The 23,420-nt window shown below is 69.1% G+C and carries 23 protein-coding genes; 8 read left to right on the top strand and 15 right to left on the bottom strand.

The genetic code is table 11. The annotated features are described in order from the left end of the window. Positions 1-251: 251 nt before the first annotated feature. From ABZ664_RS03145 to coxB, 4 genes are all read right to left on the bottom strand, one after another. Positions 252-1,481, bottom strand: a complete 1,230-nt coding sequence (locus tag ABZ664_RS03145; RefSeq protein WP_362502118.1) for an Ig-like domain-containing protein — start codon at positions 1,479-1,481, stop codon at positions 252-254. 159 nt (positions 1,482-1,640) lie between these two features. Beyond that, positions 1,641-2,036 (bottom strand): cytochrome c oxidase subunit 4, encoded by a 396-nt coding sequence (locus ABZ664_RS03140; protein ID WP_362502116.1) that lies wholly within the window; start codon positions 2,034-2,036, stop codon positions 1,641-1,643. Next, a complete protein-coding gene (gene ctaD / locus ABZ664_RS03135; RefSeq protein ID WP_362502114.1) occupies positions 2,033-3,691 on the bottom strand; it encodes a cytochrome c oxidase subunit I in 1,659 nt (552 codons plus the stop codon). Before ctaD ends, ABZ664_RS03140 begins: the two co-directional genes overlap by 4 nt. After that, a complete protein-coding gene (coxB, locus tag ABZ664_RS03130) occupies positions 3,688-4,359 on the bottom strand; it encodes a cytochrome c oxidase subunit II (RefSeq protein WP_362502112.1) in 672 nt (223 codons plus the stop codon). The genes ctaD and coxB overlap by 4 nt, the downstream gene beginning before the upstream one ends. Positions 4,360-4,654: 295 nt before the next feature. On the opposite strand from coxB, the gene ABZ664_RS03125 reads away from it, so the two are divergent. The 3 genes from ABZ664_RS03125 to ABZ664_RS03115 all read left to right on the top strand — a co-directional run bounded on the left by ABZ664_RS03125 (position 4,655) and on the right by ABZ664_RS03115 (position 6,571). Beyond that, positions 4,655-5,791 (top strand): aminotransferase class V-fold PLP-dependent enzyme, encoded by a 1,137-nt coding sequence (locus tag ABZ664_RS03125; protein ID WP_362502110.1) that lies wholly within the window; start codon positions 4,655-4,657, stop codon positions 5,789-5,791. Between the two features lie 25 nt (positions 5,792-5,816). Beyond that, positions 5,817-6,086 (top strand): sulfurtransferase TusA family protein, encoded by a 270-nt coding sequence (locus ABZ664_RS03120; RefSeq protein WP_362502108.1) that lies wholly within the window; start codon positions 5,817-5,819, stop codon positions 6,084-6,086. Positions 6,087-6,148: 62 nt separating this feature from the next. After that, positions 6,149-6,571 (top strand): CBS domain-containing protein, encoded by a 423-nt coding sequence (locus ABZ664_RS03115; RefSeq protein ID WP_362502106.1) that lies wholly within the window; start codon positions 6,149-6,151, stop codon positions 6,569-6,571. A 284-nt stretch (positions 6,572-6,855) separates the two neighbouring features. Here the strand turns inward: ABZ664_RS03115 and ABZ664_RS03110 are convergent, their stop codons facing one another. Both ABZ664_RS03110 and ABZ664_RS03105 read right to left on the bottom strand, forming a co-directional pair. Then, positions 6,856-7,842: a carbohydrate kinase family protein gene (locus ABZ664_RS03110; protein WP_362502104.1), complete on the bottom strand. Its 987-nt coding sequence runs from the start codon at positions 7,840-7,842 to the stop codon at positions 6,856-6,858. A 210-nt stretch (positions 7,843-8,052) separates the two neighbouring features. Beyond that, positions 8,053-8,406, bottom strand: a complete 354-nt coding sequence (locus tag ABZ664_RS03105) for an iron-sulfur cluster assembly accessory protein (protein WP_030910261.1) — start codon at positions 8,404-8,406, stop codon at positions 8,053-8,055. A 210-nt stretch (positions 8,407-8,616) separates the two neighbouring features. Here ABZ664_RS03105 and nadA point away from each other — a divergent pair, with 210 nt between their 5' ends. Further along, the gene (nadA, locus tag ABZ664_RS03100) at positions 8,617-9,771 is read left to right on the top strand and encodes a quinolinate synthase NadA (protein ID WP_362502102.1); all 1,155 of its coding nucleotides are present in this window, start codon (positions 8,617-8,619) and stop codon (positions 9,769-9,771) included. A 212-nt stretch (positions 9,772-9,983) separates the two neighbouring features. On the opposite strand, the gene ABZ664_RS03095 is transcribed toward nadA, so the two are convergent. The 7 genes from ABZ664_RS03095 to ABZ664_RS03065 form a co-directional block, all read right to left on the bottom strand. Further along, positions 9,984-10,709 (bottom strand): SIMPL domain-containing protein, encoded by a 726-nt coding sequence (locus ABZ664_RS03095; protein ID WP_362502100.1) that lies wholly within the window; start codon positions 10,707-10,709, stop codon positions 9,984-9,986. Positions 10,710-10,843: 134 nt separating this feature from the next. After that, positions 10,844-11,596 carry a maleylpyruvate isomerase family mycothiol-dependent enzyme gene (locus ABZ664_RS03090; protein ID WP_362502098.1) on the bottom strand — a complete coding sequence of 251 codons (753 nt, stop codon included), beginning with the start codon at positions 11,594-11,596 and terminating at the stop codon, positions 10,844-10,846. Between the two features lies 1 nt (position 11,597). Continuing rightward, complete coding sequence (locus tag ABZ664_RS03085; protein WP_362502096.1) at positions 11,598-14,114, bottom strand: protein kinase; 2,517 nt, start codon at positions 14,112-14,114, stop codon at positions 11,598-11,600. Between the two features lie 324 nt (positions 14,115-14,438). Continuing rightward, complete coding sequence (locus ABZ664_RS03080; RefSeq protein WP_362502094.1) at positions 14,439-15,029, bottom strand: hypothetical protein; 591 nt, start codon at positions 15,027-15,029, stop codon at positions 14,439-14,441. 56 nt (positions 15,030-15,085) lie between these two features. Next, complete coding sequence (gene htpX, locus ABZ664_RS03075; protein ID WP_362502092.1) at positions 15,086-15,991, bottom strand: zinc metalloprotease HtpX; 906 nt, start codon at positions 15,989-15,991, stop codon at positions 15,086-15,088. A 9-nt stretch (positions 15,992-16,000) separates the two neighbouring features. Beyond that, positions 16,001-16,279 carry a hypothetical protein gene (locus tag ABZ664_RS03070; RefSeq protein WP_362502090.1) on the bottom strand — a complete coding sequence of 93 codons (279 nt, stop codon included), beginning with the start codon at positions 16,277-16,279 and terminating at the stop codon, positions 16,001-16,003. Then, a complete protein-coding gene (locus tag ABZ664_RS03065) occupies positions 16,276-17,115 on the bottom strand; it encodes a PspA/IM30 family protein (RefSeq protein ID WP_362502088.1) in 840 nt (279 codons plus the stop codon). The genes ABZ664_RS03070 and ABZ664_RS03065 overlap by 4 nt, the downstream gene beginning before the upstream one ends. 148 nt (positions 17,116-17,263) lie before the next feature. Here ABZ664_RS03065 and ABZ664_RS03060 point away from each other — a divergent pair, with 148 nt between their 5' ends. After that, entirely contained in the window at positions 17,264-17,872 is a 609-nt protein-coding gene (locus ABZ664_RS03060) for a DUF3043 domain-containing protein (RefSeq protein ID WP_362502086.1), read from the top strand. A 355-nt stretch (positions 17,873-18,227) separates the two neighbouring features. Next, on the top strand, positions 18,228-19,226 hold the full coding sequence (locus ABZ664_RS03055) for an aldo/keto reductase family protein (protein ID WP_362502084.1): 999 nt from the start codon (positions 18,228-18,230) through the stop codon (positions 19,224-19,226). A 76-nt stretch (positions 19,227-19,302) separates the two neighbouring features. Here the strand turns inward: ABZ664_RS03055 and ABZ664_RS03050 are convergent, their stop codons facing one another. Continuing rightward, complete coding sequence (locus tag ABZ664_RS03050; RefSeq protein WP_350947453.1) at positions 19,303-19,509, bottom strand: hypothetical protein; 207 nt, start codon at positions 19,507-19,509, stop codon at positions 19,303-19,305. A gap of 396 nt (positions 19,510-19,905) precedes the next feature. On the opposite strand from ABZ664_RS03050, the gene ABZ664_RS03045 reads away from it, so the two are divergent. Next, the gene (locus ABZ664_RS03045; RefSeq protein WP_362502082.1) at positions 19,906-21,147 is read left to right on the top strand and encodes a bifunctional adenosylcobinamide kinase/adenosylcobinamide-phosphate guanylyltransferase; all 1,242 of its coding nucleotides are present in this window, start codon (positions 19,906-19,908) and stop codon (positions 21,145-21,147) included. 216 nt (positions 21,148-21,363) lie between these two features. Then, complete coding sequence (locus ABZ664_RS03040; RefSeq protein WP_362502080.1) at positions 21,364-22,329, top strand: adenosylcobinamide-GDP ribazoletransferase; 966 nt, start codon at positions 21,364-21,366, stop codon at positions 22,327-22,329. 132 nt (positions 22,330-22,461) lie between these two features. Here ABZ664_RS03040 and ABZ664_RS03035 read toward each other — a convergent pair whose 3' ends face one another. After that, the gene (locus ABZ664_RS03035; protein ID WP_362502078.1) at positions 22,462-23,385 is read right to left on the bottom strand and encodes a CPBP family intramembrane glutamic endopeptidase; all 924 of its coding nucleotides are present in this window, start codon (positions 23,383-23,385) and stop codon (positions 22,462-22,464) included. Positions 23,386-23,420 lie beyond the last annotated feature (35 nt).

Genomic DNA, 23,420 nt, shown 5'->3' with positions numbered 1-23,420 from the left:
CCACCCGAGGGGCCCGGACACCACACGGTGTCCGGGCCCCTCGTCGTTCACGGGTCCTTCGCGGGTCGGGAGACGCTTGAGCTGCCACGATGCCCCCGGAAGGCCCTCAGAGGACTTCTCGGGGGCTTTGGGAGCAGGTGAGAAGTCGGGGGCCGCTGAGCGCGTCTCCCGCCCTCAGCGGATTTCAGGGCGCCGCGGCCAGCGGCCGTCCCCGCCCCGAGGCGCTCAACCGCGTCCTCGCGTCGGGACCGTCAGACGTCGTCGGTGGTGAAGTGCTTGAGGCTGCTCCACTTGAGCCATTCCTTCCAGCTCTCCTGCCAGTGGCCCCACCCGTTGGTGGGCTCCAGGACGCGGGGCGAGCCGGTGATGATGATCGGGTCCCCGATCAGGGTGTTGTCGAGGAACCACTTGGCGTTGCTCGGGCTGACGTTGACGCATCCGTGGCTGACGTTGGAGTTGCCCTGGGAGCCGACCGACCACGGGGCGCTGTGGATGTACTCGCCGCTGTTGGAGATGCGGACGGTGTCGTAGACGGTCAGCTGGTAGTAGCCGGCGGAACCGGGGCCGATGCCCGGGGAGGTCATCACGGTGACGTTCTCCCTGGACATGGCGAGATGCACCCCGCTGGTCGTGTGGTACTTCCAGTCGCCGCCCTGCCCGGCGCTCATCGGCATCTCGCGGACGACCTTGCCGTTGCGTTTCACCGTGAGGTTGTGCGACTGGATGGTGCCCCGGGTGATCTGCGAGCGGCCGATCTTGAAGTTGACGACCTTGTTCGCGGCTCCGTAGAGGCCGTCACCGCCGCGCACCCCCGCGAGGCGGGCCTCGACCCTGACCTTGGTGCCCGAGGGCCAGAAGTTCTTCGGCCGGAAGTGCACGTTCCGGTTGTCGAACCAGTGCCACGCGCCCAGGACCGGCCTGGAGGTGCGGACGAGAAGGTTGCGCTCGATGGAGACGCGGTCGGTGACGTCGCGGTCGAAGGTGATCATCACCGGCATGCCGACGCCGACGGTGAGGCCGGTCGAGTCCCTGCCCGGCATGAAGCTCTCGATCGTGAAGGTCTCGTTGCCCTTCACCGTGGAGAAGGAGGAGGTCTTGGTGGTGACGGCGCCTTCCGGGTTGACGGCCGTCACGGAGACCTCGTAGGAGGCCCCGGGAGCCGCCAGGCCGCTGCTGCGCCACTGTGTGCCGTCGGCGCTGAGAACGCCCGGCAGGGAGCCCTTGGCGCCCTTCACGGCCTTCACGGCGACCTGCTTGAGGGTGCCGCCCTGCGCCGCGACCAGGACGGGCGTGTCCGTGGCGACCCCGTTGGCCCTGTCGAGGGGGGCCACGGTGACGACGGCCGCGGCGGCGGCCGGATTCTGTGACGCCTGCGGCGTCTTCTCGCCCTGTACGGCGGTGTTTCCCGAGCAGGAGGCCGTCACCAGTGCGAGGGCAAGCAGTCCCGCTCCCTGGCTCGAACCACGGATCGCGTGCCCCACATGAACTCCCCTGTCCCGGACTGAACCACTGAGTCAGTTATTACCCGGAGTAAGCGGTTCGCCACATAAGACGGCCATCTTGAGCGTCCAATAAACGCCAAAAAGCGGGCCACGGAAGCTCTTCCGTGGCCCGCCCGGTTTGTGGCGAGAAGCGCGGGGTCAGTGCGAGAAGTTGCCCCGGTAGTACTCGAAGACGAAACCGATCATGCTCATCACGATCGCGAAGACGCCGATCAGGAACAGCCACCAGCCGATGACCAGGCCGACCGCGCTGAGCGCGACGGCGAGGCAGACGAAGAGCGGCCACCAGCTGTGCGGGCTGAAGAAGCCGAGCTCCCCCGCGCCGTCGCTGATCTCGCCCTGCTTGTCGTCCTCCGGCTGGTCGCCGATGCGGCGGGCCGTGTACATCAGGTAGTAACCGATCATGAACGCGAAGCCCACCGAGATGGCCATCGCGGTCGTGCCGACCGGCTCCCTCGACCAGTACCAGTAGACGACGTCCACGGCGGCGAAGAAGACGCCGCAGAGGATGAACAGCCAGCCCTGGACCTTCATCGGCTCTCCTCCAGCTCACGGGCCGGGATGTGCGGGTGCTTGAGGTCGAACGCCGGGCGCTCGGACCGGATACGGGGCAGCGAGGTGAAGTTGTGCCTCGGCGGCGGGCAGGACGTCGCCCACTCGAGGGAGTTGCCGTAACCCCACGGGTCGTCCACGGTGACCTTCGGAGCGGTCTTGTGGGTCTTCCACACGTTGTACAGGAACGGCAGCGTGGAGGCGCCCAGCAGGAACGCGCCCACCGACGAGATCATGTTGAGGTCGGTGAACCCGTCGATCGGGCTGTAGTCGGCGTAGCGGCGCGGGAAGCCCTGCGCGCCGAGCCAGTGCTGCACCAGGAAGGTGGTGTGGAAGCCGATGAACAGCGTCCAGAAGTGGATCTTGCCCATCGTGTCGTTCAGCATCTTGCCGGTGAACTTGGGCCACCAGAAGTAGAAGCCCGCGAACATCGCGAAGACCACGGTGCCGAAGACCACGTAGTGGAAGTGCGCGACCACGAAGTAGGAGTCGGAGACCTGGAAGTCCAGCGGCGGGGAGGCGAGGATGACGCCGGTCAGGCCGCCGAACAGGAAGGTCACCAGGAAGCCGATCGAGAACAGCATCGGCGACTCGAACGACAGGTGGCCGCGCCACATGGTGCCGATCCAGTTGAAGAACTTCACCCCGGTGGGCACCGCGATGAGGAACGTCATGAAGGAGAAGAACGGCAGCAGCACCTGTCCGGTGGGGAACATGTGGTGCGCCCACACGGTGATCGACAGACCCGCGATCGCGATCGTCGCGCCGACCAGGCCGATGTAGCCGAACAGCGGCTTGCGGCTGAAGACCGGCAGGATCTCGGTCACGATGCCGAAGAACGGCAACGCGATGATGTAGACCTCAGGATGCCCGAAGAACCAGAACAGGTGCTGCCAGAGCAGCGCACCGCCGGTCTCCGGGGCGAAGATGTGCGTGCCGAGCTTGCGGTCGGCCTCCAGCGCGAGCAGCGCGGCGGCCAGCACCGGGAAGGCCATCAGCACCAGGATCGAGGTGAGCAGGACGTTCCAGGTGAACATCGGCAGGCGGAACATCGTCATGCCGGGCGCGCGCATGCAGATGATCGTGGTGATGAAGTTCACCGAGCCGAGGATGGTGCCCAGACCGCTGATGGTGAGGCCCACGATCCACAGGTCGCCGCCGATCCCGGGCGAGCTGATCGCGTTCGACAGCGGGGTGTAGGCGAACCAGCCGAAGCTCGCCGCGCCGCCCGGGGTGATGAAACCCGACAGGGCGATGAGGCTGCCGAAGGTGAAGAGCCAGTAGCTGACCATGTTCAGCCGCGGGAACGCGACGTCGGGGGCGCCGATCTGCAGCGGCATGAGCTCGTTGGCGAAGCCCGCGAACAGCGGGGTCGCGAACATCAGCAGCATGATCGTGCCGTGCATGGTGAACAGCTGGTTGAACTGCTCGTTGCTGGTGAACTGCAGACCGGGCTGCGCCAACTCCGCCCTCATGATCAGCGCCATCACGCCGCCGATCAGGAAGAAGATGAACGAGCTGATGAGGTAGAGGTGTCCGATGATCTTGTGATCGGTGGACGACGCCCACTTCGTGATGATCGAGCCCTTACGGGTCGGCACCGGGGAGTGGACAAGGGGTTCGTTAAGTGCGGTCACTGGGCACCCGCCTGGCTAGCGATGTACTGGTCGAACTCGGCCTGGGGCACGAGTTTCACCGAGAAGAGCATCCGGCTGTGGTCGACGCCACAGAGCTCGGCGCAGCGGCCGGCATAGACGCCGGGCTTGTCCAGGGTGTCGATCTCGAACTTGTTGTTCACCCCGGGGATCACGTCGAGCTTGAAGTGGAACGCCGGGACCCAGAAGGAGTGGATGACGTCCGGCGAGTGGAGGTCGAACCTCACCTTGCTACCGGTCGGCAGCACCAGCTCAGGCCCCTTGGTGTAGTCGAGGGCGGGCTGGCCGACCACCTGGGCGGTCTTGCCGTTGTACTCCGTGGTGAAGCGCCAGCTCCACTGGAAGCCCTCGACCTTGACCGTCACGTCGGGCTTCTCGGACATGCTGGTGATGTAGTTCTGGTCGCGCGCGGTGAAGAAGAAGAAGACGCCGACCATGATGATCGGCACCACCGTGTAGAGGATCTCGATCGGGAGGTTGTACCGCACCTGAGGCGGCAACTCGTCCTTGGAGTTCTTCTTCTTACGGTGGAAGGCGACGGACCACAGGATCAGGCCCCACACGACCACACCGGTGGCGAGGGCGGCGATCCACGATCCGTTCCACAGACTCTGAACGGCTTCGGACTGCTTGGTGACGCCCTCGGGCAAGCCGGCTCGGGACCAGTCTTCGGCACTGCACGCCGTCAGGGAAACCAGCAGCAGTGCCAGAGCGGCAGCGCGCGGCACCCGGCGGCGGGCCAACGGACGCCGTGCAGAACGGCGGGTCGGACTCACGGATCGCCTACCCCACAGATGAAGCCCAGGAGTCGCTCCTGGGCGGTCGTTTGTTCACGTTCAAGATTTCGTAGTTCACAGCTTCACGCTGGGGGACACATTAGCGCGGACCACCCTCGCCCTCCCCCGCAGCCCCCGCACGCACCGCGCGTGGTGCGACGATTGAGAGGTGGCGTACTTCGACGCGGCCTCCACGGAGCCGCTGCACCCCCAGGCTCGCGAGGCTCTGATCGCGGCCCTCGACGTCGGCTGGGCCGACCCCGCGAGACTGTACGGTGCCGCCCGCCGGGCAAGGATGTTACTGGAACAGGCGCGTATCGAGGTGGCCGAGGCGCTGGGCGCCAGGCCCGACGAGGTCTCCTTCACCACCTCGGGCACCCAGGCGGTGCACCTGGGCGTCCTCGGCACCCTGCACGGGCGCCGCAGGACGGGCCGCCGCCTGGTCACCTCGGCCGTGGAGCACTCCAGCGTGCTGCACGCGGCGGGGGTCCACGAGCGCGACGGCGGCTCGGTCGAGACGGTCGGCGTCGGCATCACCGGTGCGGTCGACCCCGACGCCTTCTGCGAGGCGGTCCGCGCCGAGGGCACGGCGCTGGCCTGCCTGCAGAGCGCCAACCACGAGGTCGGCACGCTCCAGCCGGTCGCCGAGGCGGCGGCGGCCTGCGCGGAGGCGGGGGTGCCCCTGCTGGTGGACGCCTCCCAGACGGTGGGCAGGATGCCGCCGCCCCCCGGCTGGTCGGTGCTCGCCGCCGGCGCGCACAAGTGGGGCGGCCCCGCCGGGGTCGGCGTGCTGGTGGTCCGCAAGGGCACCCGGTGGCGCACCCCGCTGCCCGAGGACGACCGCGAGCGCCGCCGGGTCCCCGGGTTCGAGAACGTCCCCGCGATCGTCGCGGCGGCCGCCGCGCTGCGTGCCATGGTGGCCGAGTCGGCCGTGGAGTCCGCCAGGCTCTCGGCGCTCGTGGATCGTGTCAGGGCCGAGGTGCCCCGGCTCGTCCCCGACGTCGAGGTCATCGGTGATCCGGTCGCCCGGGCACCGCACATTGTCACCTTTTCGTGTCTTTACGTGGAAGGTGAGGCATTGCTCACCGAGCTCGACAAGGCCGGGTTCTCGGTGTCGTCCGGCAGTTCCTGCACGGCGAGTACGCTTCGTCCGTCGCATGTTTTGGAGGCCATGGGCGTGCTCACACACGGGAACGTCCGCGTTTCGCTACCCCGGGGCACCTTGACGGCGGATGTCGACCGCTTCCTCTCCGTCCTGCCGGGCATGGTGCGCAGGATCCGCGAGGAGGCGGGGGTCAAGCTTTGATCAACATTCGGGGAGTGAAGACGCGATGACCTCCAGCCAGGCCACCCCGGCGGGATCGGCGCAGCCTCCCGCCCTCACGATCGACGCGCTGGGCAAGAAGTGCCCGATCCCGATCATCATGCTCGCGGCCCAGATCAACGACGTGCCGCGCGAGGGGATCGTCGCGGTCCTCGCCGACGACCCGGCCGCCTTCACCGACATCCCGGCCTGGTGCCGGTTGAAGTCACACCACCACGTGGGCAGCCACGAGCTCCCCGAGGGCGGCTGGGCCATCCATGTGCGCCGCAATTACTGACATGTCCTGAAATTGGGTATGACCCTCCCCGAAAACACGCCCAAACAGTTCGGGGGGACGACATGAGCGGTGAGACGGCGAGAGATCTGATGCACACCGGGGTCAGGTGCGTCGAGGCGCACGAGACGCTCGACCGGGCGGCGCAGATGATGCGGGACATGAACGTGGGTGCCCTGCCCATCTGCGGCAGCGACGACCGGCTGAAGGGGATCATCACCGACCGCGACATCGTGGTCAAGTGCGTGGCACACGGCCTCGACCCCTCCACGACGACCGCGGAAGACCTCGCCACCGGCCTGGTCTGGGTGTCGTCGGACGCGAGCGTCGAGGAGGCGCTCGCCAAGATGGAGGAGAACCAGATCCGGAGACTGCCGGTGATCGAGGACGGCCGCATCGTCGGCATGATCACCGAAGCCGATCTGGCGAGGAAACTGCCCGACGACAAGATGGCCGAGTTCGTGCATCGCGTCTACGCGAATCTCTGACACCAGGCACCCGACCGGCACAGGTGCCTGACGGTGGCCGCCGTACCGGCGGCACCGGCCGGGCCACCGCCGGGCGACGGCCCGGCCGGTGGTCCGATCGGCGGCTCGAACACGGTGCCCGGGAAAGACATGGGCCCGAAGAACCGCCGCGACACAACGGCTCAGAGGAGGCGTCGCGGCCGTGACGGCTCAGGGATGACGGTCACGGCCGTGGCGACTCGGGAGGAGCGTCACAGGCCTGGTGGCTCGTGGTGGCTCAGGCGCGGTGGCTCAGGCGCGGCGGCTCAGGCGTGGTGGCACTTCACGAAGGCGGCCACCTCGGCCGCGGCGTCGGCGCCGTAGGCGTCGGCGAGGCGCTCCAGGAAGACCTTCTGGCCGAGCTCGTACTCCTGGCCGCCGACACGCTCCAGGACGTGGGTGGCGGTGAGGTTGCCGACCTGGCCGCAGCGCTCCAGGGACAGCCCCCAGGCCAGGGCGGCGAGGAAACCGGAACGGAAGGCGTCGCCGACGCCGGTGGGGTCGACCTTGCCGAGCTCCGGCGCCGAGGGGACGTGCAGGGACGGCTCGCCCTTGCGGTCGATGACGACGCCCTTGGGACCGAGCGTGGTGACGCGGACGCCGACCCTGCCGAGGATCTCCTCGTCGCTCCAGCCGGTCTTCTGCTCGATCATGCCCTTCTCGTAGTCGTTGCCGAACAGATAGGCGGCGCCGTCGACCAGCTCACGGATCTGCTCCCCGGGCATACGGGCGAGCTGCTGGGAGGGATCGGCCGCGAACGGGATCGCGCGCTGGCGCGCCTCGGCGGTGTGCCTGAGCATCGCCTCGGGGTCGTTGGGGCTGATCAGCACCAGGTCCAGGCCACCGATCCGCTGGGCCACCGGGCCGAGCTCGATGAGGCGGGCCTCGGCCATCGCGCCGGTGTAGAACGAGGCGATCTGGTTGTGGTCCTCGTCGGTCGTACACAGGAAGCGCGCGGTGTGGTGCGTCTCGGAGATGTGGATGGACTCGCAGTCGACGCCATGGCGCTCCAGCCAGGAGCGGTAGTCGGCGAAGTCGGAGCCGACCGCGCCGACCAGGACGGGCCTGAGGCCCAGGCAGCCCATTCCGAACGCGATGTTGGCCGCGCAGCCGCCGCGGCGGACCTGCAGGTCGTCCACGAGGAACGACAGGGAGACCCGGTGAAGCTGATCGGCGATGAGCTGGTCACTGAAGCGGCCGGGAAAGGTCATCAGTTGGTCGGTCGCGATTGAGCCGGTGACGGCGATGCGCACGGGGTTCTTCTCCTCGTTGTCAGCATCTCTGGGAACGCGGGCGGTTGGTCCACGCGGGAAGATGAGCCACGCAAGAATACGCGACCTTGCTCGCGTCCCGCTCGTGTCAGCGTGCTATCCCGGCCGCGCATGCGAAAGCCCCGCGGGGGTGACCAATGTCACCCCCGCGGGGCCGGACATTCTCGCTTGCCCGACTCGCGGGTAACTCGCCTAGTTGAACGAGTCGCCGCAGGCGCACGAGCCGGTGGCGTTGGGGTTGTCGATCGTGAAGCCCTGCTTCTCGATCGTGTCGACGAAGTCGACGGTGGCGCCCACGAGGTAGGGGGCGCTCATCCGGTCGGTGACCACGCTCACGCCGTCGAAGTCGGAGACGACGTCGCCGTCCATCGAACGGTCGTCGAAGAAGAGCTGGTAGCGCAGGCCGGAACAGCCGCCGGGCTGCACGGCCACGCGCAGCTGGAGACCTTCCTCGCCCTGCTGCTCCAGCAGGCTCTTGACCTTCGCCGCGGCCGCGGAACTGAGGATCAGGCCCTGCGCCGTGGTCTCGCTGCTCTCAACCGACATGTTGGTGACTCCCGCGTCTGCGTCGGCCGCTCCCCGGGAACGGCTGTCTTTTTTGACGTCCTTCTCAGACGCTACCAACACCCGTCCCTCGGCACACATTCCTCAGCCGCCAGAACCATCCACCTTTGGACAAAGACCCCTCCCCCGGAATAAAGCCCCAATCCTGTGTGTCATCATTAGTCGTCACTTAGACGATAAGGGGGTGTGGCCGTGACGACCACCGAGACCGGGCTTCCGCTCTTCGTCCTCGGCAGGGGGATCGACCCGCACAGCGAGCGCGGCGTCGACTGTCCCGGCGAGCTGCCGTCCGCTTCCGATCCGGCGCTCGTCGAGCGCGCCAGGAGGGCGAAGGCGGCACTCGGCGACAGGGTCTTCGTGCTGGGCCACCACTACCAGCGCGACGAGGTCATCCAGTTCGCCGACGTGACGGGCGACTCGTTCAAACTCGCGAAGGAGGCCGCGGCCCGGCCCGACGCCGAGTACATCGTCTTCTGCGGTGTGCACTTCATGGCCGAATCCGCCGACATCCTCACGTCGGACTCCCAGAAGGTCGTCCTGCCCGACCTCGCGGCGGGATGCTCGATGGCCGACATGGCCACCTTCGACCAGGTCGAGGAGTGCTGGGAGGCCCTGGAGGACGCGGGGATCGCCGGAATCACCGTCCCCGTCACCTACATGAACTCCAGCGCCGACATCAAGGCGTTCTGCGGGCGCAACGGCGGTGCCGTGTGCACCTCCTCCAACGCCAGGCGCGCCCTGGAGTGGGCCTTCTCACGCGGGGAGAAGGTGCTCTTCCTCCCCGACCAGCACCTGGGCCGCAACACCGCGGTGCTGGAGATGGGCCTGTCGCTGGAGGACTGCGTCGTCTACAACCCGCATCGGCCGAACGGCGGCCTCACCGCCGAGCAGCTCGGGAACGCCAAGATGATCCTGTGGAAGGGGCACTGCTCGGTGCACGGCCGCTTCAGCCCCGAGTGCGTGGACGACGTCCGCGCCCGCATCCCCGGCGTCAACGTGCTGGTCCACCCCGAATGCAGGCACGAGGTCGTCACCAAGGCCGACCACGTCGGTTCGACCGAGTACATCATCAAGAAGATCGAGGAGGCTCCGGCCGGATCCTCCTGGGCGGTGGGCACCGAGCTGAACCTGGTCAAGCGGCTCGGCGCCATGTTCCCCGACAAGAACGTGACGTTCCTGGACCGGACGGTCTGCTACTGCTCGACGATGAACCGGATCGACCTTCCACACCTGGTGTGGGCGCTGGAGTCGCTCGCCTCCGGCCAGGTCGTCAACCAGATCACCGTGGACGCCGACACCACCCACTGGGCCGGGGTCGCCCTGGACCGGATGCTGGCCCTGCCCTGACCTCGTGGCGAGGCCCTCGGCCGAGGAAGGTCTCACGATCTGATCCTGCCGGGCTTGAGGGTCCCTGCGGCTCCACCCTGACCTCAGGGACCTCAGGGACCTCAGGGACCTCAAGATGGACGGGCCCCGGCGGGTGGTGACCCGCCGGGGCCCGTCGCGTGCCGGGGACCTGTCGCGTACCCGGGGTCGGGGGAGCACCGCGTGAGCGGGGCCTATTCGAGCTCGTAGACCACCCTGACGCTGACGGAGACGTTCTTGCGGCCGGGGCTGATCGACGACCTGTCGACGGCCGCGGCGAAACCGACGAACGGCGTCGGCGGGGTGACGTTCTGCTCGGTGATCTCCATGACGCGGCCGAGCCCGCGGCCCGCGAGCCTGGCGTACTGCGTGGCACGGCTCTTCGCGTCCCTGAACGCGATGTCGCGCGCCAGCCTGAGCGGCACACGGTTGTCGGACACCTCGAAGGTGACGCCGTCGAACCGGACCGCCTCTCCGGCGGCGGCCGCCGCGTCCACCACGTCGTCCGCCTTGTCGAGGTCGCGTACCACGGCCTCGACGCCCTGCGTGGCCCGGTATCCGGAGATCGTGGGGTAGTCCTTGTACTCGGGGGCGAGGGTGAGCTCGTCGGTCCGCAGGTCCTTCGGCGCGACCCCGGCCGCGAGCAGCGCATGCGTCAGGTCGGCGGCGGCGGCACGGGCCGCGGTGAAAGCCTCACCGGGGGTGGGACGGCGCACCTCGACGCCGGTGTCCAGTCGCATGATGTCGGGGGTGGTGGACACGCTGCCCTCTCCCACGACCGTGATCTGAGGGCGGCTCCCCTCCACGGTCATTACGGAGGAACCGGAGTCCGCGAGCGCGGCGCCGCCGGACAGACCGGCGAAGCACAGTCCCGTGGTGACGAGCACCGCCGAGGTGATCGCCTGAGACATCTTGATCATGAAGTCATGACACCACGGGACCGTGATCACGGCGGCGAGCCCCGTGCGCTCCCTGTCGTGTCTTGGCCGAACCTCGGACGGCTGTTTTGCCTTCCCCCTCCAGATCGGGGACCTGCCCGGGAAACCGGGTGAGCCTAGATCCGGGCGAGCCCTCGCCACCAGCCCAGCAGCCCGCCGTCCCCCTCGATCGCGTAGTCGTCGGGGCTGCGGCGTCCCCACACGACCTGGAGCAGGTCGGCCGACGTGGCGGCGAGCACGGTCACGGTGCCCGGTTGCAGGGACCGGTGGTAGTGGAAGCGGTCGGGGTCGAGAGTGATCACCCACCCGGCTCCGGTGTCGGCCTGCAGCGAGATCGTCTCACCACCGCCCCTGATCTCGGCCACGTCCGGGTTCCACTTCACATGCGGCAGGACGTCGAGAAACTCCTCGACCCCGTCGGCCGCCACGTGCTCGTCGATCGCGATTGGGACGCCCAGCGCGAGCTCGGCGTCCACCCGGTGCACCAGGGTCTCGTGCAGCATCCGCCTCGACCAGAACCGCACCCGCCTCTCCCCTCCCCAGGACCACATCGGCGCCTGTGGATCCCGCGACAGCAGCGCCTCGGGCAGGAAGGAGGCGCCCTCGCCGAGCCAGGCGGCATATCCGGCCGGGTCGGCGGGCAGGCCCATGTCCATGCCGTCGCGGTCGTGGCGCCTCTCGGCCAGGTCCCGCACCATGGCGGCCACCCACCGATGCACGCCTCCGGTGTGGGCGGTGAGCCTCGCCAGATCCCAGCCTGGACAGGTGAGCACGGAAACGGACAGGTCACGTCCGCGCAGGACGTCGGCCATCCGGGTGATCTCCGCGGCGGCGGCCGCGGTGTGCTCGGCGTGGGTCCACTCCCTCATGTCAGCCCTCTCGCGTGAAGCGCATGAACTGCTTCTCGTACTCCTTGGCGTCGGTGCTGGTGGCCAGCACCCGCTGCGCCTTCCCCTTGAAGTCGAACACCACCGCCTCGTAGCCGGAGCCCTTGCGCCGCCAGCCCGCGATGTGCTCGTCGTCGTACCAGCCGATGAGCCGTTCCGTCTCGAACGGGATCCTGACCTTCGCGGGTGCGTCGGAGCCGGTGGACCAGACGCAGATCTCCTTCTTGCTCTCCTTGCAGTACGTCAGCAGGGAGGAGCCGGACGGCGAGATGTCGTCGCCCTCGACCGTGATCGGGGTGCCCACGTCCAGCAGGGTCTGCAGCACGGTGCCCTGGGTGTCGTAGAAGCGGATGCGCTGGGTCTTGCCGGTGAGCGCCCAGGTGCCGACGGCCCGGCCGTCGCCCCTCCAGAAATAACTCCACGTGCCGGCGTCCTTCTCCTTCACGCGGACGACCCTCGCCTTCTTCGTGGCGACGTCGATGATCGCGAAGCCGTACTCCTTGCTGGTGTCGCCGGCCGCCTCGTAGAGGGTGACCAGACCGCGCTTGCCGTCCGGTGACCACTGCGGCAACGTCGGGTAGACCGGCGCCTTGGTGACCCTGATCCTAGTCGCCGCACCGGATCGATGGTCGATGACCGAGACGACCGCGTAACTGTCCGTGTCATAGACCCGGTCGGTGCCCAGCGCCTGGGTGCCCTCGGCGTTGACCGTGTACTGGAAGTACTTGCCGTTCTTGACGAACCGTTCGGTGCCCTGTTGACGAACGTAGAGGGTCTTGTCCCACTCCAGGCTGTAGGAGCTCAGCTTGATCGGGTCCTGCGTGCTCTCGTGAAGGGTGATCGAGCTGCCGGGCAGCTTGATCGTGCTCGTGTCCTGCGGCACCGTCGGGACGGTGGGGGTGGGCGTGGGGGTGCTCACGCCCCTCGTGCTGCCCGCCTGCGCACCCCCCGGCGTCTCCTTGGTGCCGCGCGTCGCCAGTACGACGCCCCCGGCCACGAGCGCGGTGACCAGCACGCCCCCCACGATCGCCGGCCACATCTTGCGCCCGCGCCGCGCGGGGGCCGACTGCCCCGGGTACGTCGGCGCCCCGGGGTTCTGGTACCGGGGACCCGCGGAGGAGGGGAAGGTCGCGGGAGCACCGTAGGACTGGGGTCCGGGATGTCCCGGATATCCGGGCTGCGGATGCCCGGGGCCCTGCGGGGGGTAGCCGCCCGCGTAGCCGTCGCCGGGGTACCCGCCGGGGAAGTGCCGCGTGGGCGGCTCCTGCTGCGGGTAACCGTGCGGCCCGGACTGCTGGGCGTGGCCGCGCGGGTCCGACTGCTGAGGATGCTGAGAATACGGAACCTGACCGCGCGGATCGGACTGCTGGGGATTCGGGACATGACCGTGCGGATTCGACTGCTGGAGGTGCGGGACATGACCGGCGGGGCCGCCCTGCGGACCCCCCATCGGGTAGCCCACGCCGGGCCCGCTCTGCTGGGGATAAGGCTGTGGCCCCGAGTGCTGCCACTGCTCCCCCTCGCCCTGCGGACGCCGCTGCCCGTACGCGGTGTGCTCAGGATCGTTCCCGCCCGGATGTCCACCGGGGCCGGTCCGCTGCGCCGCGGCGGCCGAGCCCTCGGCGAGGATGCCGCGCGGCGCGGTGGGCAGTGCGGCACCGGTCGCGCCGCCCGTGTCGCCGGGGCCACCCGCGTGGCCGAGCAGCCTCAGCAGCGCCTCACCCGCGGTGGGGCGCTGGGTGGGGTCCTTGGACAGGCACTGCCCGACCAGGTCGCGCAGCGCCGGATCGGCGATCGCTCCCAGCTCCGGCTCCATGTTCATGATCCGGTTGAAGATCGCCGGAAGGCTGTCCGTGCCGAACGGCGGCTGCCCGGTGGCCGCGAAGACCATCGTGCAGCCCCACGCGAACATGTCGGCGGGCGAGCCCGCGTTCTCCCCCGCCAGCTGCTCGGGGGTCATGTACGAGGGGGTTCCGATCGCCATCGCGGTCAGCGTGGAGGTCCGGTCGAGCGCCTTGGCGATGCCGAAGTCGATCACTCGGGGGCCGTCGGAGGCGAGCAGCACGTTGGAAGGCTTGAAGTCGCGGTGCACGATCCCCGCCTGGTGGATCGCGACGAGCGCGGTGACCGTGCCGATCGCCAGGCGGTGCAGGCCCGCGCCCTCGCGAGGCCCCTCGCCGGTCACGACCGCGTCGAGCGTCGGGCCGTCGATGTACTCGCTGACGATGTACGGGCGATGCTCGTCGACACCCGTCTCGATCACCGCGGCGGTGCAGAAGGGCGCGACACGCTGGGTCGTGCTGACCTCGCGGACGAAGCGTTCCATCGCCTCCTCGTCCTGCGTGAGATCCGCGCGGAGCAACTTGACCGCGACACGCGCTCCCGTCGGGGAAACGCCCAGGTAGACCGTTCCCTGGCCTCCCTCGCCGAGCCGGGCGGTGAGCCGATACTCCCGCACCCGCTCGGGATCCCCGGGCCGCAGGGACACGAGGTCCGCCATGGTCACACCCTTCTCCCGTGATGATTTCCGGTCCCATTGTGAGGGCAAAGGGTCACAGGACGTACATCAAACCGCAAGCCGGACGGGCGGTGTGGCACGCTCCATGCGTCTCACCGGTCACACGGCAGGGCCTTGCGGGAAAGGGGTTCGCGGGAGAACCTCCAGGAGGCAGGGCGCACCTCGCCGGGTCGCACGAGCACGGCGCCGGGGGGCGAACGTCTCGGAGGCCGGGCACACTTCACCGCGCCACGCGGGCACGTCACCGGGGGCGGCGAACTCTCCAGGCCAGGCGCACCTCGCGGGCACGTCGTGGCGGGCCTTTCATCAGAGGCCGGGCGCGCCCCAGAGGGGGAACCAGCGGCCGAGATCGGGCTCGATCTCCAGCTCGCCGCCGATCGCGCCGCGTACCTGCAGCTCCAGGGCATTGTCCCTGCGCTGCGTCTGCCCCGTCCCATGCTCGGCGGGCAGAGGGGCGAACGGGTAGAAGGTGCCCTGCTTGTAGAGGTAGACCAGGGCGAGCCCGCGACCGTCGGGGTCGGTGAAGGAGATGAGCGAGCAGAGCAGGGAGGGGCCGAAACCCGCCGCCTCAAGGGAGGAGTTGACCGCGTGCAGGTCCGTGACCAGATCACCCAGCATGTCGGGACTACGGCGCACCAGCAGCCACGTGTAGCCGAAGGAGTCCTTCGAGATCTCCACCGGGGGGCCGCCTCCGGCGTTCAGCAGCTGGGTGATGTCGCGCTCCAGCTCGGCGAACGCCCCACCCTCGGCCGAGCGGAAGCAGACCGCCCCCACGCCCGTCGGTGCCAGGCCGGTGGCGGCCTGCAGAGTCACCGCGGCCGAGGGCAGCGCGAACAGCGCGTCCAGGTCGGCCTTGGCCGGTTCGCTGCGCCCCATCAGCACGTTCCACCAGCGCATCGATCACTCCTTCGTCTCGTCCCTCCGCGGCCCGGCGCGCCTGTCCGCGCGTCCGGTCATCCACCCTGCCCGAGCTGGGTGGAGATCCTGTTGAGCTGGTCCAGGCGCTGGTTCAGCGGCGGGTGGGTCGCGAAGAGGGCGGACAGGCCCGCCTTGCCGGACAGGGCCGGCGCGAAGAAGAAGGCGTTGAACGGCTCGGCCTCGCGCAGATCCCTCGTCGGGATGCGGGCCATCTCACCGCTGATCTTGACGAGGGCGCTGGCCAGGGCGGAGGGACGCTGGGTGAGCAGCGCTCCCGCGCGGTCGGCGGCCAGTTCGCGGTAGCGCGACAGGGCGCGGGTGAGCAGGAAGCTGACCGCGTACACCAGAGCCGAGACGAGCAGGATGATGAGGCCGATCGGCAGGCCGCCCCTGTCGTCGCGCCCGCGTCCGCCCAGGCCGCTGTAGAGCGCGACCCTGGTCATGAGCCCGGCGACGATGCCGAGGAAGGACGCGATCGTCATGACCGCGACATCGCGGTGGGCCACGTGGGACATCTCGTGGGCCAGCACGCCCTCCAGCTCGCCCCTGTCGACGCGCCGCAGCAACCCCGTGGTCACGCAGACCACGGAGTTCTTCTGGTTGCGGCCGGTGGCGAACGCGTTCGGGACGTCCGAGTCGGCGATCGCCACCCGCGGCTTGGGCATGTCGGCGAGAGCGCACAATCTGTCGATCATGCCGTGCAACTCGGGAGCCTCCTGCGGGGAGACGACACGCCCGTGCATCGCGAACAGCGCGATGCGATCGGACATGAAGTACTGCACGAGCAGGATGCCACCGGCGATCACGAGCACCACGACGGCCCGGACGCCCAACGCGATCAACACGGCCACGAAGGTCACGTAGAGCAGTCCGAGCAGGAACATGGTGATCACCATGCGCCTTGTCAGGCCCCGGTCCGGGGCAAACCGGGTTTTTGCCATATCCCCAATCTAACCGGGGATCAGTCCTTCGTTGCCGAGCATCTCCCGCACTTCGTCCATGGACGCGTCGGCGGGAGGCAAAATCAGCTCCGAGGACTCCAGGCTGTCGTCGGGCAGAGCCTTGCCGACGTGACGGACCTTGTCGAGCAGGGCGTGCAGCCGCACCCGGAAGGTCTCCTCCTCGCCGGCCTCGATGGCGGCCTCCAGCTCGGCGTCCAGCGCGTTCAGCACGTCGAGGTCGGCGGGGGCGATGTCGATCTGCCCCTCCCCCATGATGCGGACGATCACAGGCCCTCCCCCGGCTGGCGCAGCTGCTGAGTCTGGTTGGACTGCGGCTGCTGTTGTGGCTGCTGGTGCTGCTGGGGCTGAGGCTGCTGCTGGTGCTGAGCCGGTCCGGGCGTGATCGCGCCCTGCGGCGCGGGGCCCTGACCCAGCTCGGCCTTCATCCGGGCGATCTCCAGCTCCACGTCGTTCCCGCCGCCCATGCGGTCGAGCTCGGCCTGGATGTCGTCGCCGCGCTGTCCGCTGAAGTCGTCGAGCGCGCCGCTGGCCAGCAGCTCGTCGATGGCACCCGCGCGGGCCTGCATGGAGGCGGTCTTGTCCTCGGCGCGCTGGATCGCCAGGCCCACGTCGCCCATCTCCTCGGAGATGCCGGAGAAGGCCTCGTTGATCCGCGTCTGCGCCTCGGCGGCGGTGTAGGTCGCCTTGATCGTCTCCTTCCTCGTACGGAAGGAGTCGACCTTGGCCTGCAGCCTGTGGGAGGCCGTGGTGAGCTTCTCCTCCTCGGCCTGCAGGTTGTCGTGCTGCACGCGGAGGTCGGCGATCTGGGTCTGCAGGCTGCCGCGACGGGTCAACGCCTCACGGGCCAGGTCCTCACGGCCGACCCCGAGCGCTTTACGGCCCTGCTCCTCAAGCTTGCGCGACTGCGCCTCGATCTGGTTGATCTGGAGCTCCACGCGCTTGCGCGAGGTGGCGACGTCCGCCACACCCCGGCGCACCTTCTGCAACAGCTCCAGCTGTCGCTGATATGAGTAGTCCAGGGTTTCGCGAGGATCCTCCATCTTGTCCAACGCGTTGTTCGCCTTGGACCTGAAGATCAGCGAAAGTCTCTTCATCACGCTCATGCGCGTCGGCCGTCCCCTTCTTCAAGTGCGCTTCGGGTCACCCCAAGTGATTCCAGCCCCACCGAAAAGCACCGGAGCCACCATAGGGTTCACCCTACGCATAACGCGCGGGGGCGTCACTAAGTTGCAGTCCCGGTAGGCTGACGTTGTGTTCCGACGTACCCAGACCACCGCGGACGACTCCCCCGCCTCCGCTAACGATCCTAAGCCTGCGGGCAAGGGGCGTCCCACACCCAAGCGACGGGACGCCGAAGGCCGTCGCCGGCAGCCGGTGAACGCCCCTCAAAACCGCAAAGAGGCCTACAAGAACCTCCGCGAGCGTCAGGCCAACGAACGCGTCAAGGCGCGCGAGGGCATGTTGCGCGGCGACGAGCGCTACTTCCCCGCCCGCGACAAGGGACCCGTCAGGAAGTTCGCGCGCGACTGGGTCGACTCCCGTCGTCTCGTCAGCCAGTATTTCCTGCCGTTCTCCCTTCTCATCCTGCTGCTCACCTGGATCCCGTTCCCCCTTGAGGTCCGTGGTTACATCTACGCCGCGGTGATCACGGTCGGCTGGCCGCTCATGATGGTCACCGTGCTGCTCACCTCGATCTGGGTGGCCTGGAAGGTGAAGAACCTCGCCGCCGAGAAGTTCCCCAACGAGAACCTCAAGGGCGTCGGCTTCTACGCCGCCATGCGCGCGCTGCAGATCCGCAAGCTGCGCTTCCCGCCGCCCGCCGTGCTGCCCGGCGGCAAGCCCGTCCCGCCGAAGAACTGACGGCGGAGCCCGACCCGAGGAGCACCGCGGCCGAGCGCGTCCGTCCCCGAGCCCCGTCCCCTCCATGGAGGGGACGGGGCTCTTCGCATCCCTCCCGCCAGAAGGGCCTCCCCGGCCTCCCGCAAAAAGGGCCTCCCCGGACGATTCCGCCCTCCTGGTTCCAGCCGGGTGACCTCGTCCAGCGGCTCTTCCGGCGTCCGTCTCCGCTCACCGCCACAGGCGGGCGACCGCCACGACGGCCGCCGGCGCCGCGACGGCGAGCGCGAGCCGTACCTTCCGAACAGTGATCAACCGCAACACGTCCGGCGAGGTATCCCGGGTCATCGCGAAGCATGGCGCCTACTAATCTCGAACCATGGAATTCCGCCACCTTGGCCGCAGCGGTCTCATGGTCAGCGAGATCAGCTACGGCAACTGGATCACACACGGTTCCCAGGTAGAGGAGGACGCCGCCAAGCAGTGCGTGCAGGCAGCACTCGACGAGGGGATCACCACCTTCGACACCGCCGACGTGTACGCGGGCACCAAGGCGGAGGAGGTGCTCGGCCGCGCCCTCTCCGGAGTCCGCCGCGAGTCCCTGGAGATCTTCACCAAGGTCTACTGGCCGACCGGACCCGGCCCCAACGACCGAGGGCTCTCACGCAAGCACATCACCGAGTCGCTGCACGGCTCGCTGCGCCGTCTGCAGACCGACTACGTCGACCTGTACCAGGCGCACCGCTTCGACAACGAGACACCGCTTGAGGAGACCCTCAAGACCTTCGACGATCTCGTACGCCAGGGCAAGGTCCTCTACGTCGGCGTCAGCGAGTGGACCGCCGACCAGATCGGCCGGGCGCTGAAGATCGCCGACGAGATGGGCTTCGACCGCCTGGTCTCCAACCAGCCCCAGTACTCCATGCTGTGGCGGGTCATCGAGACCGAGATCGTGCCGCTGAGCGAGAAGGAGGGCGTCGGCCAGGTCGTCTTCTCCCCCATCGCCCAGGGCGTGCTCACCGGCAAGTACCGGCCGGGGCAGCCGCCCCCCGCCGGTTCGCGTGCCACCGACCCCACCGGGGGCAACTTCATCGCCCGGATGCTCAACGACGACGTGCTCACCCGCGTCCAGCAGCTGGAGCCGATCGCCGCCGACCTCGGCCTGACCATGGCCCAGCTCGCGGTCGCCTGGGTGCTGCAGAACCCCAACGTGGCCTCGGCCATCGTGGGGGCCAGCAGGCCCGAGCAGGTCCGCGACAACGTCAAGGCCTCCGGGGTCAAGCTGGAGTCCGAGGTGCTGAAGAAGATCGACGACATCCTTGGCCCGGTCGTCGAGCGCGACCCCGCCAAGACCGTGAGCCCCGAGCGTCGCCCCTAGCGGCAAAAAACCCTTCGGCCCTCGTTCTTCGTCGAGGAGCCGAAGGGTTTCCGTTCACCCGGGTCATTCAGGGCGCTCATTCAGGGCGCAGCGACATTCCCTCGTACTCGACACGTTCGCCTTCGATCAGGGTGACTCTCTCGACCCCGGCCTCCAGCAGCTCACGCCAGCTTTCACCCAGCCACGACTCGGCGTCCGCCTGGCTCGGGAACGTGTCGGAGGGCGAAACGCCTTCGACCACCTCGCCACCATTCGCGTCTTCGTAACGCCAGCGCCACGTCATGCCACAGCTCCTTCTCGCAGGTCCTGCCGGTGCCCCTCGGCGGCCTCAGCGAACCCTACCTCTCCCGGGCACTCCCGGGCATGAAGGCGAGATCTTGATTTCCTCCCCACGGCCGAAGGTGGGAGTTTCCGGCTGAAAGCAGGACTCAAGGTCCAGGACACCGGAGTGTTCACCTGTCGGCGGCCGCCACCGGGAACCTGCCGGATGGCTTACTCCCACAACCGATGAGGAACACGATGACCGCACTGCACCGCCGGGACGTCCCCCACCTCCCCGTACGATGGCCGCGCTTCACCGCCGGACCTCCCCCACCTCCCTGTACGCCACCCGCCTCCTCCCGGAGGCGGGTGGCCCGCAGTTTCTCGACCAGCCTTTCGACACGACAGGAGACCGGATGTGAAGGTTCTGATCTCCGGCACGGCGGGCGCCGGCGGGTGGCCGTCCCCGGACTGCGGGTGTGCCTCCTGCGCCCGTGTCACACCGGGTCGTCGCGCCACCTCCGTGTTGCTCGACGTCTCGGTGGCAGTGGGTGGCCCCCTGCCTTTCTGCGGCTCCCCTTCGCCCGACGCCCCGGCAGCGCCCGACACTTCGACGGTCTCCGGCGGCCCGGCCGCACTCGGCGGTTCGACGACCCCCGACGACCCGATGACGTCCAACCGTTCGATGCCGCCCAACGGCCCCGTGCGGCTGCCGCTGTCCGGCCCGCTCCCGCCCGGCTACCGCGCCTCGCCCGGCCCGGACGGCCTCACCGTCACCACCCCCGGCGGCCGGCGCGTCCTCTACGCCGCTTCCTCCCCGCCCCTCCCACCCCCGTACGGCGACTCTCCGCGCGGTGGGTCTTCAGATGACGAGCGGGGTGAGCGGACGCTGGACCTGGTGCTGCTGGACGTGCTGGACCGGCCAGAACGGCTCGGGGACCTGCGCCGGCGAGGTCTGGTCGGCGAGCGGACGCACGTGGTGGCCGTCGATGTCGACCACCGGGTGCCGACGGAGACGGAACTGACCCGGCGGGCCGCGCTGTGGGGAGTGCGCGTCGTACCGGACGGCACAGTGGTCGACACGAGCGAGCCCCCTCCCGCTCCGGCTCCCCCGCCCAGGAGAACCCTGCTGCTCGGGGGAAGCCGGTCGGGCAAGTCGGCGGAGGCCGAACTGCGGCTGGCGGCCGAGCCCGAGGTGCTCTACGTCGCGACCGGCCCGTCCGGCGACGGCGATCTCGAGTGGCTGCGCCGGGTCCGGGCACATCGCGACCGAAGGCCCGCCCACTGGCGCACCGCCGAGACCATCGGCCTGTCCGGGTTGCTGCGGTCCGCCGACACCCCACTGCTGATCGACGGGCTCGGCACCTGGGTGGCCGCGGTCTTCGACGAATGCGACGCCTGGCCGGGCGGAGCGGGCGACAACACCCCCGGCGCCATGGAGGCTGTCGCCGCCCGGTGCGACGACCTGGTGGCGGCCTGGAGGCAGACCCGCTCCCGGGTCGTCGCGGTATCCGATGAGGTCGGTCTCGGCCTGGTGCCCGACACCGCCGGCGGGCGGATGTTCCGTGACACCCTCGGCCGCCTGAACCAGCGCCTCGCCCTGGAGTCGGAGGACGTCACCCTCGTCGTCTCCGGCCGTCTCCTCCCCCTCCCCCTCTGACCCATCATTCTTAGCGAGGGGACTGCCAGGTTTACCTGGCAGGTGAATCGCTTCCCTGTTACCGTTCCTGTGTTTGAAACGGTCAGGGCTTGGCCGTCGCCTACCTCGACCGAGGAAAGCGAGAAGCCGCTCCCTTCAGGGAGCGGAGGAGTCACCAAGAACGGTGAACGGATGCGGGCACCGCGCCAGGAGCCGCAAGAACTACGATCGTCGGTCATGTCCCAGCCCTCGCCCCCGCCCGAGGACGACCCGTCCGGCTTCACCGACGGAGTGCGTCTCGCGATCGGCACTCTGAGCGTGTTCCCGGTCCGTCCCGGGGTGGTCGACCGCCGGGCAGGGGGGGTCGCGATGGCGGTGGCCCCGCTGGTGGGCGCGGCGATCGGGGCCTGCGGCGGGCTGGTGCTGGCGACCTCCCTGTGGCTGGGGATGACGCCGCTTCCGGCGGCGGTGCTGGCCGTGGCGGCCGTCGCGCTGTTCACCAGGGGTCTGCACCTGGACGGGCTGGCCGACCTCGCCGACGGGCTGGGCAGCGCCAAGCCCGCCGAGCGGGCGCTGGAGATCATGAAGCGGTCGGACATCGGCCCCTTCGGCGTGGTGACGCTGATTCTCGTCCTGCTGGCCCAGGTTGCGGCCCTGCAGGAGGCCGTCACCTGTGCCGGAGCGGGCGCGGGCGCGATCATCCTGGTCGCGGCCTGCACCGCCGGACGGCTCGCCCTCACCTGGGCCTGCCGCGCGGGCATCCCTCCGGCACGCCCCGACGGACTCGGCGCGATGGTCGCGGGCACCGTGCGGCGGAGCGTCGCGGTGATCGTGACCGCGCTGATGCTCGTGGGAACGACGGCGCTGGTCTATCTCCACGGCATCGGCGCCTTCAGCCCGTGGACTTCCGGCTCCCCGTCCGGGTCCTCCGGCGAATTCGGCTATTTCGCCTACATGGACACCACCTACATGGAAACCGGCGACCTGACGGGCATCACCGATGTGATTCCCGTGACGGGCCTGGGGCCGTTCCTCGCCCCCTGGGGACTCCCCCTCGCCATGCTCGTGGGGCTGCTGGCGGCCTGGGCCGTACGGCGCAGGGCCGTACGGCGGCTCGGTGGCGTCACCGGCGACGTGCTCGGTGCCCTCGTCGAGATCGCCACCGCGACGACCCTGCTGGCCTGCACGATCCTCACGAACTGACCGCCTTTTTTGCCTTCTACCAGGACCGAAGCGCGCGACCTCTCTCGCCCCGTCCACTGGATGCCGGCCGAGCGGAGCCCGTCCAGCGGATGCCGGCCGAACGAGGAGGGCGAGAGGGCACTCGCCCGGCTCTCACGCGGCGACGGTGGCCGGGGCCGATCGCTCGACCGGACGGTACTTGAACAGCAGTGCCGAGACCACGGCCAGCAACACCGAGCCGACCAGACCCGTGATCCCCGCGAAGACGAACACCGGCGGGTCTGCCGCGTCACCGAGGATTATCGCCAGGCCCGCGGAGGCGTTCAGTGACCCGTGCCCGACGACCGCGGGCCAGACGCTTCCCGAATAGAGGCGGAGCCAGCTGAGCAGGGCTCCGAAGCCCACGCAGAAGATGATGAACATCGGTGCGGCCCACGCCCCCAGCTCGGGATAGTTGTATCCGCGCAGGGTGAGCGGGAAGTGCCAGAGCCCCCAGATCACTCCGGACACCAGCAGGGCCCGCCAGGTGCCGAGCGGCATCAGGCGCGGCAGCAGCCACCCCCGCCACCCCCACTCCTCACCGAAGGCCGCGATCGAGTTGATCACTGGGGCGACCAGCACCATCGACACGATCTGCGCGATCACCAGGACTCCGACCTCCACCGGGGGCGGCCCGCCCGGCGCGGCCGCCAGGCTCTGGCGGAACAGGCTGAACTCCCGCAGGTCGACGGAGAGCAGGCCGAAGGCGACGCTGAGCGCGGTCGCGACGACGACCAGCACGGGTACGCCGAACCAGGCGAGTGCGACCAGTGCGAGCATGCGGCCCCGGCTCCCGCCCGCCGACAGGCCGGTTCGCACGGCCCACTCACGCCTGGTGGTGGCGTCTCCGAGCCGCCTGTCGCGCAGCCGGACGGCGAGGACTCCGAGCGTCGGGGTGAACATCATCGCCACCCCCATCGCCATGAACACGGGCATGCTGGTCGAGGCGTCCGCCAGCCAGATGGGGAGGGCGAACAACCAGGACAGGCCGAACGCGACGAGCAGGAACAACCACAGGTCAGGGGCTCGGCGAAGCATGACACCACCTTCGGGGGCTTGGACGCGGGGGGACG

The sequence above is a fragment of the Streptosporangium sp. NPDC006930 genome (assembly GCF_040635605.1).
GTDB lineage: Bacteria > Actinomycetota > Actinomycetes > Streptosporangiales > Streptosporangiaceae > Streptosporangium.
The sequence above is the reverse complement of the archived record's forward strand: the minus strand, read 5'-3'. Positions and strand labels throughout refer to the sequence as shown.

Coding starts and splice junctions, on each gene's coding strand:
- ABZ664_RS03065 (WP_362502088.1), bottom strand. CDS start 17,115: ATGAGCGTGATGAAGAGACTTTCGCTGATCTTCAGGTCCAAGGCGAAC.
- ABZ664_RS03085 (WP_362502096.1), bottom strand. CDS start 14,114: ATGGCGGACCTCGTGTCCCTGCGGCCCGGGGATCCCGAGCGGGTGCGG.
- ABZ664_RS03095 (WP_362502100.1), bottom strand. CDS start 10,709: ATGATCAAGATGTCTCAGGCGATCACCTCGGCGGTGCTCGTCACCACG.
- ABZ664_RS03090 (WP_362502098.1), bottom strand. CDS start 11,596: ATGAGGGAGTGGACCCACGCCGAGCACACCGCGGCCGCCGCCGCGGAG.
- ABZ664_RS03035 (WP_362502078.1), bottom strand. CDS start 23,385: ATGCTTCGCCGAGCCCCTGACCTGTGGTTGTTCCTGCTCGTCGCGTTC.
- ABZ664_RS03040 (WP_362502080.1), top strand. CDS start 21,364: ATGTCCCAGCCCTCGCCCCCGCCCGAGGACGACCCGTCCGGCTTCACC.
- ABZ664_RS03105 (WP_030910261.1), bottom strand. CDS start 8,406: ATGTCGGTTGAGAGCAGCGAGACCACGGCGCAGGGCCTGATCCTCAGT.
- ABZ664_RS03055 (WP_362502084.1), top strand. CDS start 18,228: ATGGAATTCCGCCACCTTGGCCGCAGCGGTCTCATGGTCAGCGAGATC.
- ABZ664_RS03080 (WP_362502094.1), bottom strand. CDS start 15,029: ATGCGCTGGTGGAACGTGCTGATGGGGCGCAGCGAACCGGCCAAGGCC.
- ABZ664_RS03050 (WP_350947453.1), bottom strand. CDS start 19,509: ATGACGTGGCGCTGGCGTTACGAAGACGCGAATGGTGGCGAGGTGGTC.
- ABZ664_RS03140 (WP_362502116.1), bottom strand. CDS start 2,036: ATGAAGGTCCAGGGCTGGCTGTTCATCCTCTGCGGCGTCTTCTTCGCC.
- ABZ664_RS03120 (WP_362502108.1), top strand. CDS start 5,817: ATGACCTCCAGCCAGGCCACCCCGGCGGGATCGGCGCAGCCTCCCGCC.
- ABZ664_RS03115 (WP_362502106.1), top strand. CDS start 6,149: ATGAGCGGTGAGACGGCGAGAGATCTGATGCACACCGGGGTCAGGTGC.
- htpX (WP_362502092.1), bottom strand. CDS start 15,991: ATGGCAAAAACCCGGTTTGCCCCGGACCGGGGCCTGACAAGGCGCATG.